This is a genomic window from Kitasatospora sp. NPDC001225 (genome assembly GCF_053597855.1).
Map to the genome: position 1 here is coordinate 12305 of NZ_JBSFJC010000066.1, position 12136 is coordinate 24440.

General features: G+C 74.6%; 11 protein-coding genes. 3 read left to right on the forward strand and 8 right to left on the reverse strand.

Annotated elements, in window-relative coordinates:
- Positions 1 to 29 precede the first annotated feature (29 nt).
- The 4 genes from ACWDCZ_RS22605 to ACWDCZ_RS22620 all read right to left on the reverse strand — a co-directional run bounded on the left by ACWDCZ_RS22605 (position 30) and on the right by ACWDCZ_RS22620 (position 4564).
- Positions 30 to 809: a MerR family transcriptional regulator gene (locus tag ACWDCZ_RS22605; RefSeq protein ID WP_416874986.1), complete on the reverse strand. Its 780-nt coding sequence runs from the start codon at positions 807 to 809 to the stop codon at positions 30 to 32.
- A 273-nt stretch (positions 810 to 1082) separates the two neighbouring features.
- Entirely contained in the window at positions 1083 to 2147 is a 1065-nt protein-coding gene (locus ACWDCZ_RS22610) for an isopenicillin N synthase family dioxygenase (protein ID WP_449816809.1), read from the reverse strand.
- Between the two features lie 369 nt (positions 2148 to 2516).
- Positions 2517 to 3164: a response regulator gene (locus ACWDCZ_RS22615; protein WP_049655241.1), complete on the reverse strand. Its 648-nt coding sequence runs from the start codon at positions 3162 to 3164 to the stop codon at positions 2517 to 2519.
- A complete protein-coding gene (locus ACWDCZ_RS22620; RefSeq protein WP_241852852.1) occupies positions 3116 to 4564 on the reverse strand; it encodes a sensor histidine kinase in 1449 nt (482 codons plus the stop codon). The genes ACWDCZ_RS22615 and ACWDCZ_RS22620 overlap by 49 nt, the downstream gene beginning before the upstream one ends.
- Positions 4565 to 4865: 301 nt before the next feature.
- Here ACWDCZ_RS22620 and ACWDCZ_RS22625 point away from each other — a divergent pair, with 301 nt between their 5' ends.
- Positions 4866 to 5579: an ABC transporter ATP-binding protein gene (locus ACWDCZ_RS22625; protein WP_234348522.1), complete on the forward strand. Its 714-nt coding sequence runs from the start codon at positions 4866 to 4868 to the stop codon at positions 5577 to 5579.
- The gene (locus ACWDCZ_RS22630) at positions 5576 to 7969 is read left to right on the forward strand and encodes an FtsX-like permease family protein (RefSeq protein ID WP_449816810.1); all 2394 of its coding nucleotides are present in this window, start codon (positions 5576 to 5578) and stop codon (positions 7967 to 7969) included. The genes ACWDCZ_RS22625 and ACWDCZ_RS22630 overlap by 4 nt, the downstream gene beginning before the upstream one ends.
- A 169-nt stretch (positions 7970 to 8138) precedes the next feature.
- Here ACWDCZ_RS22630 and ACWDCZ_RS22635 read toward each other — a convergent pair whose 3' ends face one another.
- Together ACWDCZ_RS22635 and ACWDCZ_RS22640 are read right to left on the reverse strand one after the other, a co-directional pair.
- Positions 8139 to 8897 carry a MerR family transcriptional regulator gene (locus tag ACWDCZ_RS22635; RefSeq protein ID WP_375875231.1) on the reverse strand — a complete coding sequence of 253 codons (759 nt, stop codon included), beginning with the start codon at positions 8895 to 8897 and terminating at the stop codon, positions 8139 to 8141.
- Between the two features lie 141 nt (positions 8898 to 9038).
- Complete coding sequence (locus ACWDCZ_RS22640; protein WP_449816811.1) at positions 9039 to 10094, reverse strand: DUF2332 domain-containing protein; 1056 nt, start codon at positions 10092 to 10094, stop codon at positions 9039 to 9041.
- A 259-nt stretch (positions 10095 to 10353) separates the two neighbouring features.
- Between ACWDCZ_RS22640 and ACWDCZ_RS22645 the strand changes: the two genes are divergently transcribed.
- Entirely contained in the window at positions 10354 to 10620 is a 267-nt protein-coding gene (locus ACWDCZ_RS22645; protein WP_449816826.1) for a hypothetical protein, read from the forward strand.
- On the opposite strand, the gene ACWDCZ_RS22650 is transcribed toward ACWDCZ_RS22645, so the two are convergent.
- On the reverse strand, positions 10534 to 10857 hold the full coding sequence (locus ACWDCZ_RS22650) for a DUF6191 domain-containing protein (RefSeq protein WP_449816824.1): 324 nt from the start codon (positions 10855 to 10857) through the stop codon (positions 10534 to 10536). The two genes, ACWDCZ_RS22645 and ACWDCZ_RS22650, sit on opposite strands and share 87 nt — an antisense overlap.
- Before the next feature lie 107 nt (positions 10858 to 10964).
- Positions 10965 to 12101: an SUKH-4 family immunity protein gene (locus ACWDCZ_RS22655; protein ID WP_449816812.1), complete on the reverse strand. Its 1137-nt coding sequence runs from the start codon at positions 12099 to 12101 to the stop codon at positions 10965 to 10967.
- Between the last annotated feature and the right edge of the window lie 35 nt (positions 12102 to 12136).

Genomic DNA, 12136 nt, shown 5'->3' on the forward strand with positions numbered 1-12136 from the left:
ACCTGGGTGAGGCCGTGGCCCGTACGGCCTCACCCGGGTTCCAGGCCCGACTCCAGGCTCGATTCCTGGCCCGACTCCCGGCTCAGCTCCTCGCCCAGTTCCTCCCGCAGCGAGCGCTGGAAGGCCGTGACCAGCGCCTGCGCCACCATCGGCTGGATGTGGTCCGTCAGCGCCCGCATCCGGGCCAGCTCGGCGGGCGCGGGCTCGCTCTCCCGGTACGGCTTCCACACCGTCTCGCGGAACAGCCGTTGCAACTCCCGTGCCGTCGCCCGGCTGTGCTCCAGCACCACCGCCCGGGCGGCCAGCAGCGTCTCCAATGGGATCGGCACGTCCAGGATCCGCACGCCCAGCGGCAGCAGCCCGGGATCCACCCGGAACACCTCCGGATCCCGCGTCCGCTCCAGCGCCCCCATCGCGGCGAGCCGCTCGACCTGCCCCTCCGTCAGACCCCGCCCGGCCCGCCGCTCCAGCTGCGCCCGGGTGACCTCCTCCGGGGTCTCCGGCGTCCACGACGCCACCAGCGCACGGTGGATCGCCAGGTCCAGCGGCGTACTGTCCTCCGGCAACCGCGCCAGGTACCGCTCGATCGCGGCCAGCGTCAGGCCCTGCCGCTGCAACTCCTCGATCAGCTCCAGCCGGTCCAGGTGAGCCGCCCCGTACAGACCCACCCGCCGCGGCCCCAGCTCCGGCGGCGGCAGCAGCCCCTTCGTCCCGTAGAACCGCACCGTCCGCACCGTCACCCCGGCCCGCGCCGCCAGCTCGTCCACCGTCAGCCGCACTCCGCCCCCCACCCCGCCGTGCTCCCCCATCCGCCGCCTCCCGCGCTGGCACACTCCTGCTGTGACAGCAGCAGTGTGACAGTGGTGGGCGGGCCGGTCCACCGATGCGGGCGGCGGGCGGCGGGCGGCGGGCGGCGGGCGGGCGGCAGGCGGGCGGCGGGGGTGTGCGGGAGTGCGGGCGCGTGCGGGCGCGTGCGGACGCGTGGGGGCGCTGACGCCGACGCCCCTGCCGTCCGCCGGGGGACCGGCTTCGGGCAGGGGTGTCGGGAGTGGGGGCGTCGGGGTTGCGGCGGTACCCGAGGGTCAGGCGAGGGCGGCGTGGTGGCGGCGGGTGACCTCGGGGTGGGCCCTGGTGTAGCCCTTCCACTCGTTGAGGCCGAAGTCGGCGAAGAGCGGGTTGGCCGGGTCGGCGGTGGCGCCGGGGGCGTGGTGGGCGAGCGGGAAGTCCAGCGGCTCGATGTGGGCGTCGAGGCGCGGGTTGTAGAAGAACGGCACCGAGAAGCGCTCGCGGGCGCCGACCGGGCTCACCACGCGGTGGTTGGTGGCCTTGAGGTAACCGTCCGTGGCCACCTCCAGCAGCTCGCCGAGGTTGACGACGAAGGCGCCGTCGACCGGCGGGACCTCGAGGAAGGTGCCGTCCGCGCGCTCGACCTGGAGGCCGCCGACGGTGTCCTGCAGCAGCAGGGTGATGAAGCCGTAGTCCTTGTGGGCGCCGACGCCCTGGCCGGCGCCGTCCGGGGCGGTGCCGGGGTAGCGGACCAGCTTGAGGCGCAGGTGGGGGTGGCCGGCGAAGGCCTCGTCGTAGAAGTCGGGGCGGGCGCCGATCGCGGCGAGGAGTTCGTGCAGCAGGCGGCGGGCGACCGCGCCGAGGTGGTCGATCCAGCCGAGTGCGGCGGTGCGCAGCTCGGGGAGGGCCTCGGGCCACTGGTTGGGCCCCTCCAGCCACCAGTACGGGGGCTCGCCGCTGCCGGGGACGTGCGGGGGCAGCTCGGCGCCGATGTCCAGCTGGTCGCGCCAGTCCTGGCTGCCGCCGGTGCGCTCGTCGCCGGTGCGGGTGTAGCCCCGGTAGTGGGGGGAGTTGAGGTTGCTCACGGCGAGCCGGTCGGCCTCGGGGAGGGCGAAGAAGGCGCGCATGGCTCGGGCGAGCGCGGCCGTCTCCTCCGGGGTGACGCCGTGGCCGACCAGCTGGAAGAACCCGACGCCGGTGGCCGCGGCGCGGAGCTCGTCGTGCAGGCGGCGGCGGTCGTCCGGGCTGCCGTCGGCGAGCGAGAGGTCGATCACCGGGAGGGCGTCCGCCGAGGGGGCCTGCGCCGAGGGGGAGCCGGTGCCGGTGCCGGTCTCGGATATGGGCGTGTACTGCTGCGTCATGTGTGACATCCGCTGGGTCTCGTCCCGGCTGGTCCCGGTGGTCGACCGGGGGCGGCCGGAGCTGTGCCTGGTGCGGCGGGTGCTCCGGGGCCGGGAGGTGGTGGCGGCCGGGCAGGGGTCGCCGTTGAGGGTGGTGGCGCGAGGTTCAGCCGGAGCGTCGACAGGACATGGTCGTCACGCGGAGCAGGTCCACGTGGCGGCGGCGAACAAGGATGAGCACCCCACCAGCCTAATTGACCCGTTCTGCGGCAGGCGAGCCCCCTGCAGCGGAGGGCCACTCGCCATTTGTCGGTGATCTATCAAGTTGTGGGACGGTGGTGCCGGAGTGTGGGCGGTGGCGGCTCCTTTCGGGAGTCGATCGGGAGCCGTTCAGGAGTTGTTGAGGTAGGCCAGGACGGCCAGGACCCGGCGGTTGTCGTCGTCGGAGGGCTGGAGGTCGAGCCGGACGAAGATCGACGCGGTGTGCTTGGCGACGGCCCGCTCGGTGATCACCAGCTGCTGGGCGATCGCCGCATTGGACCGGCCCTCCGCCATCAGTCCGAGCACCTGCCGCTCGCGCGGGGAGAGCGTGGAGACCGGGCCGGCCGAGGAGTTGTGGGTGAGCAGCCGGGTGATCACCTCCGGATCCATCGCGGTGCCGCCCTGGGCGACCCGCCGCACGGCGTCGATGAACTGGGTGCCGTCCATCACCCGGTCCTTGAGCAGGTAGCCGATCCCGCCGGTGCTGCCGGCCAGCAGCTCGCGGGCGTACAGCTGCTCCACGAATTGCGACAGCACCAGGACGGGCAGGCCCGGGTGGGCCTGACGGGCCGCCAGCGCCGCCCGCAGGCCCTCGTCGGTGAAGCTCGGCGGCAGCCGGACGTCCACCACGGCGATGTCGGGCCGGTCCGCGGCCACCGCGGCGAGCAGCTGCTCGCCGTCCTCCACCGCCGCGGTGACCTTCATGCCGTTGGCCTCCAGCAGCCGGGTCAGTCCGTCCCGGAGGAGGAAGAGGTCTTCGGCGATGACAACGCGCACGGGATCTCCAGGTTCACGATGGTCGGCCCACCGGGCGGGCTGCTGATCGCGAGCACCCCGTCGAAGGCGGCCAGTCGGCGTTCGGTTCCGCTGAGGCCGGTCCCCCGGGACGGCTCGGCGCCGCCGCGCCCGTCGTCGGTGACCGATATCCGCAGCAGCCCGTCACTGTGCCCTATCTCGATCCACACCCGCGAGGCCCCGGCGTGCTTCACCACGTTGGCCAGCAGCTCCGTCACCGCGAAGTAGGCGGCCGACTCCACCGGGGCGGGAGCCCGGCCGGGCAGGCCGCCGGTGAAGCCGACCGGCAGCGGCAGGTCCAGCGCCGTCGCCCGCACCGCGTCGGCCAGGCCGCGGTCGGCGAGCACCGGGGGGTGGATCCCGCGGACCAGGTCCCGCAGCTCGCCCAGCGCCTTCACCGAGGACAGCCGGGCCTCGGCCAGCAGCGGCCCGAGGGCGTCCGGGTCGTCCTTCAGCTGCTCGGCCACGGTCAGCAGCATGCCCAGTGCGACCAGCCGGGCCTGCGCCCCGTCGTGCAGGTCCCGCTCGATCCGGCGCAGCTCGGCCGCGCCGGCGTCGATGGTGTCCGCCCTGGTCCGCGCGAGATGGCTGACCTGGCGGGCCAGCTCGGCCCGGCGGGAGGGCCCGAGCAGGGCCCGGGCGGCCTTCTCGTGGATCCGCAGGGCCGGCGGGGCGGCCCACAGGACGGCCAACGGGGCGATGGTCAGGCCCATCGAGTAGACGACGCCCAGGGCGAAGAACGGTCCGTTCCGGCCGAAGACCTCCAGGGCGACCGGGGTCAGCACGACGATCGCGGCGGTGAGCAGCACGGTGGCGCCGGTGAGCAGCGTCCAGGCGAAGTCCCGCCAGGTCGCCGGGTCGGTGAGCCAGCCGCCGGCCCGCAGCCGCGGCCAGGCCCCGGCGCGGACCGGCCGGCGGTACGGCACCGGTATCGGCCGCCCGCTCCACTTCCCGACGGTGCGCCTGCTCTCCGTCGCGATCCAGCGGGCGCCGAACAGCCCGAGCACCAGCAGTGCGGGCGCCAGCCAGACCGAACCGGACCGGCCGCCCGGCGCCGCACCGCCGTAGAGGTGGGCCGCCATCAGCGCTATCGTCCCCGGAGCGAACAGCGCGGCGCCGACCGCCCGGCCGCCGCCCCCGGTGGCCCAGCAGAGCGCCCACAGGGCGACCGGCGCCATCGGCACCGCCAGGATCAGCGGCCCGCCCGGGGTGAAGCCCCCGGGCTCGTCCGGACCGAACAGCGCGGTGGCCAGCAGGACCGGCCCCGCCAGCAGCGCGAGGAACCCCGTCACGGCCAGCGTCACCGCGTACCAGGCGCGCACCCCGTCCGCACACGCCCGGCCGACCCGCAGGGCCAGTCCGTTCAGCACTCCCGCGTCCATGACGCGCCCCCTCTCCCTTGCGCGGCCCCGCCCGGAGACCGCGGTGCCGCGGCCCGAAGCCGCGGTTCCGAAGCTGTCGTTCCGGGGCCCCGCGGACCCCGGTTCCGATCTTTCGCTGGGTCAGTCTGCCCGGCCGGGGCCCCTGGTGCTCTAGGCCTGAACACCCAGTTCGGGGTGTATCTGGATACACCCCGCAGAGGCCGTCCAGACGGCTGTCGGCACCCCGCCGCCGATTCGTAGCGTGATGTTCCGTCAGCCGGCCCGGGCTTCCCGGGGCCGGACGCCGAACAGTGGAGGGCCCGTGAACGCGCCGATCATCCGGATCCGCGGCGTCAGCAAGACGTACGACCGATCCGACGCCGCCCGTCCCGCCCTGGCCGGGCTCGACCTGGAGGTCCGGGCCGGCGAGGCACTGGCCGTGCTCGGCCGTTCGGGCAGCGGCAAGTCCACCCTGCTGAACCTGATCGCCGGCCTCGACCGCCCGAGCGAGGGCGAGGTGGAGGTGGACGGCGTCGCCGTGCACCGGCTCGGCGAGGCCGCGCTGGCCGAGTACCGGCGGGCGCGGATCGGCATGGTGTTCCAGTTCTTCAACCTGCTGGACGACCTGACCGCGGAGGACAACGTGCTGCTCCCGGCCCAGCTGGCCGGGATGCGGCGGGAGCAGGCGCGGGCCCGGGCCGGGGAGCTGCTGGAGAGGCTGGGGGTGGCCCGGCACGCCAAGGCCTTCCCCGGCCGGCTCTCCGGCGGGGAGCGCCAGCGGGTCGCGGTCGCCCGGGCGCTGATGAACCGTCCGCCGCTGCTGCTGGCCGACGAGCCCACCGGGGCGCTGGACACCGCCTCGGCCGCCGACGTCCGCGACCTGCTGCGCGGGCTCAACGCGGAGGGCCAGACGATCCTGCTGGTCACCCATGACACCGCGCTCGCGGAGGCCTGCGCCGACCGGACGATCGAACTGCTCGACGGCCGGCTGGTCCGGGACACGGCGGCCGTGCCGGCACCGGGCGGTGGCCGATGAGCGCGCTCGGCAAGGTGGTACGCGCCGGGGTCGGCCGCCGGCGGGTGCAGACCCTGGTGATGGTGCTCACCACGATGGTGTCCGTGACGGCGTGCATCCTCGCGCTCGGGCTGCTGGTCGCCGCCCAGGGCCCGTACCAGCGCTCCTTCGCCGACCAGCGCGGCGCCCACCTCAACGTGCTGTACGACCAGGCCAGGGCGAGCCCCGCCCAGCTCGCCGCGACGGCCCACGCGCCCGGCGTGACAGCCTCGGCTGGCCCCTACCAGGCGGTCGCCGTCCAGCCGCGCTCCGGCCCCGATACCCGGATCCCGCCGGCCGGGAGCCCGCTGCCGCCGATGACGCTGGTCGGCCGCGCCCAGGACGGCCCGCTGGACGGCCTGCGGATCACCAGGGGCCGCTGGGTCGCCGGCCCCGGCGAGGTGGTGTTCCTGGACGGGCACTCGCCGCTGGCGGTCGGCGACAGCATGGAGTTCCCGGAGCTGCCGGGGCACCCGACGCTCAAGGTCGTCGGCCTGGCGGCCTCGGTCTCCTGGAGCGCGGACGGCTGGGTCGCCCCGGAGCAGGTGGCCGGGCTGACGGCGCCCGGCACGGAGCCCTCCGTCCAGTACCTCTACCGCTTCGCCCACGCCGGCGGCGACGCCGAGGTGGAGGCCGACCGTGCCGCACTGGCCGCCGCGGTCCCGGGCGGGGCGCTCGCCAGGGCCACCTCCTACCGGCCCGCCCAGGAGGAGGCGAACCGGACGGCCTCGACCTTCGTCCCGTTCGTCACGGCCTTCGGGGTGCTCGGCCTGGCCATGTCGGTGCTGATCATCGGAGTCGTGGTCAGCGGCGCCGTCAGCGCCGCCACCCGGCGGATCGGCATCCTCAAGTCCCTGGGCTTCACCCCGGCCCAGGTGGCGCGCGCCTACGTCGGCCAGGCGCTGATACCCGCCGGGGTCGGCACGGCGCTCGGTGTGCTCCTCGGCAACCTGCTGTCCGTACCGGTCCTCGGGCTGGCTCACAAGGCCCTGCGCGGCGGGCTGCTCGGCATCCCGGTCTGGGTGGACGTCGTGGTCGCGGTGGCGGCCCTGGGGGCGGTGGCGGGCACCGCGCTGGTACCGGCGCTGCGGGCCGGGCGGCTGCGGACGGTGGAGGCGCTCGCGGTCGGCCGGACGGCGCCGGGCGCCAAGCGGGCAGCCGCCCGCGGCACGGTCGGCGGGGCGGGGGCGGTGGGCCCGGTGTCCCGGGCGCAGGACCTGATCGGCCGGCTGCCGGTGCCACGGGCGCTCAGCCTCGGGCTGGCCTCCCCGCTCAACCGGCCGGGCCGCTCGGCGACCACCGGGGCCGCCGTGGTGCTCGGCACGGTCGGGGTCACCCTCTGCGTCGGCCTGACGCTCTCGCTGGGCTCGATCCAGGACGGTCTGGCGGCCGACCGCGCGGGCAAGGTGGTGGTCCAGACCCCGTTCGACGGCGCCGCGCCGTCCGCCGACCACGTGGACGAGGCGGCCGTGGCCAGGGCCGTCGACTCCCGCCCGGGCACCCGGGCCTGGTACAGCACCGTCCCGACCCCGGTCGCCCTGGCCGGCAGCACCGGGCGCTCCGAAGTGGTCGCGTTCAGCGGCGACACCTCCTGGAGCGGCTTCCAACTGGTCTCCGGCCGCTGGTTCCACGGCCCCGGCGAGGTCGTGGTGGCCGCCGCCACCCTGCGGGCCACCCAGGCGAAGGTCGGTGACACCGTCACCCTCACCGACCACGGACACAGCACCTCGGCGAAGATCACCGGCGAGGTCCTGACCACCAACGACCTGGTGTTCACGGACCGGTCCACGCTGGCGCCGCTCGGCGGCGCGATCCACGCCGAGGCGCTCACCTTCCACATCGACCTCACCCCGGGCACCGATGCGCAGTCCTACGCCGACGGGCTGGACCAGGCCGTGAAGCCGCTGGGCCTGAGCGCCGACCCCGGAGAGGAGCACCTCAGCATCGTGGTGCTGGCGATGAACACCCTGGCGGGCACGCTCACGCTGCTGCTCTCCGTGGTGGCGGGACTCGGGGTGCTCAACACCGTGCTGCTGGACACCCGGGAGCGGGTGCACGACCTCGGGGTGCTCAAGGCGCTCGGGATGTCACCCCGGCAGACCGTCGGCATGGTGCTCACCTCGGTCTGCGGCAGCGGGCTGGCGGCCGGGGTGATCGGGGTCCCGATCGGCATCCTGGTGCACCACCGGGTGATGCCCGCGATGGCACGGGCCGCCGGAATCGGGGTGCCGGACGCCGACCTCGCCGTGTTCGCCCCGTCGGTGGTGGGGCCGCTGATACTCGGCGGCCTGGTGCTGGCCCTGCTCGGAGCCGTCCTCCCGGCCACCTGGGCGGCCCGCACCAGGACGGTCACGGCGCTGCGGACGGAGTGACGACGCGGGGGAGGGCCAGGAGAGGAAACAAAACCCGGTACCCGGCCCCGTCTGGGAACCCCCCGTAAGGCTCCCAGACAGGGCCGGGCCGGGCAGGGCCGACCCAGGCCGTCCGATCACCCGGACCAGGCCCGGACCAGGCCCGGACCAGGCCCGGATCAGGCCCGGATCAGGACAGCCGTGCCGCTGCGTACGCCTCCATGGCAGCACGCTGGTAAGCGGCCAGGCCCGGGGCGATGGCCTCGTACGCGGCGCTCCACTGCTCGTTCTCGGTGCAGGAGCGGGCGATCGCCAGGTACTCCTCGGTCGAGACGGACCGGAAGTCGTGGAGCAGCCGGTACTCCTCCTCGACCGTGCTCTGCACGGCCTCGGCGTCGGCCGGGTGGCCGGCCGCCTTCAGCTCCGCCAGGCGGATCATGCGGGCGGTCCGCTCGCGCTGCCCGGCCTCGATCTCGGCCGGGGTCATCGCGGCGGTCGCGCGCCGGGCCGCCTCGGCGTGCTCGGGGAAGTCGCGCAGGCTCGCGTCGACGTCGTCGGGCTGGATGCCCTCGAACAGGTTCTCGGGGCGGTTGATGGTCATGGGTGTGCCGTCCTTCTGGGAGCGTTCCAGGTCGGCGATCGTGCGGGAAACGGTGGCAGCCAGGGCGTCGAGCCGGTCGCGCTCGGCGACCAGCCGCCGGCGGTGGCCCCGCAAGGCCTCCAGCTCGTCCACCTGATCGCTCAGGATCCGGGCGATCTCGGTCAGCCCCACGCCCAGTGCCCGCAGTACCAGGATCTGTTGCAGCTGGAGCAGCTGCCGCTCCTCGTAGTAGCGGTGGCCGTTGGAGCCGATCCAGGCCGGGGGCAGCAGCCCGATCTCGTCGTAGTGCCGCAGGGTCCTGGCCGTCACACCGGACATCCGGGCCACCTCGGCGATGGGCCAGGCCATGGTTGCCTCCCTCGTTTCCACGTCCCACGTTCGCGTGGACCAGGGCCGGTTCTCCGGCCCTGGTCACGACGGTAGAAGCTGCCGCTGCGGCAGCTTCAAGCCCGGGACTTCCACGCTGCCCGCACGTTGTCGTACGGCCGCTCAGGCCTCGCCGAACCAGTCCAGGGACTGACCGTGCGGTCCGGTGAAGGCCACCGGCCGCTCGTCCAGGGCGAGCGCGAACAGCCCGGCGACGGCCGCCGGGCGGGGGAGGCGTCGGGCGACGGCCGGCAGCACCGAGACCGCCTCGTTGGAGATCCAGTGCCCGGGCAGTTCACGCATCGTCGCCGCGAACTCCTCCCGCTCCTCCGGCGGCAGGTACGCGAGCACCGCGCTGTGGAACACCACCGGCGTCGCCCCCGCCGGGGCCTGTGCGACCAACTCCCGTACCGTCGCGTTGAGATCGCCGCGCACCAGCAGCGGCGGTTCGGCCCGGGCGACCCGGACGGCGCCGCGCAGCCGTTCCAGCCGGTGGGTCTGCTCGGGCCAGACCAGCGACTCCAGCCAGCGCATGTCCTCCTCGGCCCGCACGTCCAACGGATTGAGGTCGATCCCGGCCCGCCACACCACCTCGGGCAGCCGTTCCCGCAGGGAGTTTGGGAGCGGCACCGGCCCGCTCACCACGCAGTCCAGCGTCACCGGGCTCGCGGCGGCGCCGAACTCGGCGACCGGGGCACCGGCCCCACGCTCATGTCCGTCCCCCTGCCCGTCCCCGTCCCGCCGCCCGTCCTTGTCCCGGTCCCCGGCCAGGTACCGGTACCGATACCGGTCCGGGTACAGGCAGAGCCCGGCCGAGGCGCCCACCTCGATCAGGGCGAGCGGCTGCGGCAGCGCGGCCAGCAGCGGCAGCAGGGTGGCGCAGCGGCCCGCCTCGTTGGTCTGCGTCCGCCGCTCCAGCATCGTCGCCGAGACCTCGGCCCACCGCTCCGCCGTCCAGTCACGGAAAGCCGGCCAGCCCTCCGTCACCGGCCCACCCAGGTGCCGGACCGCGCCGAACAGCAGGTTCGGCTGCCGCTTCACGGCCGGAAGCCCGTCCAGCAGTGCGCGCAACTCCCCGTCCCCGGCGACGCCTTCGGCCAGTTCCTGGTAGATCGGCGAGTTCCCGCGCGCCTCCCGCTCCGCGAACGCCCGGTAGAGCTCCTCCGTGTCGCCGCGCATCCCCCACCGGTCCTTTCGACGCCTTCGCGAGTGATCGAATCGGCCCAGCCTACGCCCGGACCGACGTGCCACCCGCTGACCCCAAGCGCTCTCCCGGACGGTGAAGCAGGAGTGGCGCGGTCCGCCGTGACCGCCGGGTGGTGGGGAGCTCACGGCCTTGGGAGCGACTGGGTTCGGGGCGTACCGGCCCGGCGGATCGGCCACCGGGTGACCGGCAGGTGGCCCGTCGGGTGAGCACGAGTTCGGTGTTGGGCCTGCGGTGAACAGCATCACCGTCTCCGATGACCTCCTGGAACGCCACTTCGCCGCCTTCGAGGAACCCAACGGCGAGGGCGAGCGCGTCATCGTCCAGGAACAGCTCCCCAGGCCGCTGCCCAGGGCTCGTCCGCGAGTTCGGCAGGCTCCAGCAAGCGTCGGGCGCAAGGAGAAGGAGGGTGAACTACCGCTGCTGTCGGACGACTGCGGTGCCGGCGCCCAAGTCGACACCCAGGCGAGGCGGGGCGCCGGCGTGGTCGTCGTCCCGTAGGACCAGTTGAGTCCGCCGCTGCTCGATCTGCACGCGCTTGTTGGCATTGAAGAAGGCGTGCAACTCCTCGGTCGCGGTGGCGCCAAGGCCGAGTCCGCTCGTTCGCGTCCGAGTAGTCAGACGGCGGCACAACCATCGCGGGCTGCCCGATCGCACCACGAGATGCCGGATCGAGGCCAGTGTGAAGGGCACGATCACCAGTACTGCCATGAGGAGCAGACCCGCCATCATCACCATGTCGGTCCAACGCGTGGAGGTGACACGTCCGTTCCTGGCCGTTGCCGCCGTCCACGGCGGCGGCCGACCGGGCTTGTCGCCCACCGGCGGCAACGGCTCCTGGGTGCTCAGCCGAGCAGGCCGCCCATGTGGCCGTCCTCGGCGAGCAGCCGCCAGGAGCAGCCGGGCGAGGCGAACGCCTCCGGGTCGACGGCCTCCACCAGCCGGTCCACCACCGCGCTCAGCAGCGCCTGCGGATCGAACACCGACCATGTCTCCCGGGCCCGGCCGTAGTCCCAGCGGTCCCATTCGGCGCGCAGCCGCTCGTACGTCCAGAGGGCGTAGAGCAGGGCGGACAGGTCGCGGTTGAGGTAGGCCTCGGGGTGGCCGTCGTCGTACCAGTCCGGCAGCTCCAGCCGGCCGGTGGCGCCGTCCAGGGCGATCGTGAGGTCGGTCGGCCAGTCCCCGAGGGCGAGGAAGTCCCGCTGGTACGGGCGTTCCTCCTCGCCGTCGAAGTACTCGGGGTAGGCCTCGCCCATGGTGACCAGCGGTTCCTCGCACACCCCGAACATCGCCCCGCCCAGTGGCAGGCCGACCTCGGTCAGCAGCCGCCGGGTCGGCTCGTGGACCAGGGCGGCGGGCAGCTCGGCGGGCCGGAAGCGGTGCACCCGGCCGGGGCCGCCGTCCTCGTCCGTCAGCGCGGCCAGCTCCGCCACCAGCTCCGGGGCTATCGCGTACGCGGGCCCGTCCGGACCGCCCGGCAGGGCGCCCCAGCCCAGCGCCCGCACCAGCAGCGCGGTGCCCCAGTGCGGGGGCGGTGCGGAGCCGTCGCCGAACAGGCCGGGATCGATCTCCCGCATCCGCCGTTCGGCCCCCGCCAGCACCTCGGCCAGGACGGCCGGCCCGCGCCGCCCGTCCAGCGCCTCAGGGCGCAGCGCCGCCTCGGCCACCGCGTCGACCTCGCGCACCAGGCCCGCCAGGGCGGTCAGGTCGGAGGCCAGCAGGTCGCGGCGCGGGCCGCCGTTGTCCAGGAACACCTCACCGGTCACCCCGTCCAGCAGCACCAGGCTGCCGCCGGCGGCGAACGGCGTGCAGTACTCCGTCTCCCCGAGGACGAACAGCCGCTCCGCCTCCGCCGGGAGCGCCGTCAGCTCCCCGCCCCGGAGCGCCTCGAAGTCCAGGAACGCCCCGGCCGCAGGCAGCCCCTCCCGCACCAGGAACTCCCGGCTCCCCGCGTGCACCACCCCACCCGGCAGCTCCGCCACCCGCTCACACCTCACGTGCCCCCACCCTTTCCCGG

Coding starts and splice junctions, on each gene's coding strand:
- ACWDCZ_RS22605 (WP_416874986.1), bottom strand. CDS start 809: ATGGGGGAGCACGGCGGGGTGGGGGGCGGAGTGCGGCTGACGGTGGAC.
- ACWDCZ_RS22610 (WP_449816809.1), bottom strand. CDS start 2,147: ATGACGCAGCAGTACACGCCCATATCCGAGACCGGCACCGGCACCGGC.
- ACWDCZ_RS22620 (WP_241852852.1), bottom strand. CDS start 4,564: ATGGACGCGGGAGTGCTGAACGGACTGGCCCTGCGGGTCGGCCGGGCG.
- ACWDCZ_RS22630 (WP_449816810.1), top strand. CDS start 5,576: ATGAGCGCGCTCGGCAAGGTGGTACGCGCCGGGGTCGGCCGCCGGCGG.
- ACWDCZ_RS22635 (WP_375875231.1), bottom strand. CDS start 8,897: ATGGCCTGGCCCATCGCCGAGGTGGCCCGGATGTCCGGTGTGACGGCC.
- ACWDCZ_RS22640 (WP_449816811.1), bottom strand. CDS start 10,094: ATGCGCGGCGACACGGAGGAGCTCTACCGGGCGTTCGCGGAGCGGGAG.
- ACWDCZ_RS22650 (WP_449816824.1), bottom strand. CDS start 10,857: ATGGTGATGATGGCGGGTCTGCTCCTCATGGCAGTACTGGTGATCGTG.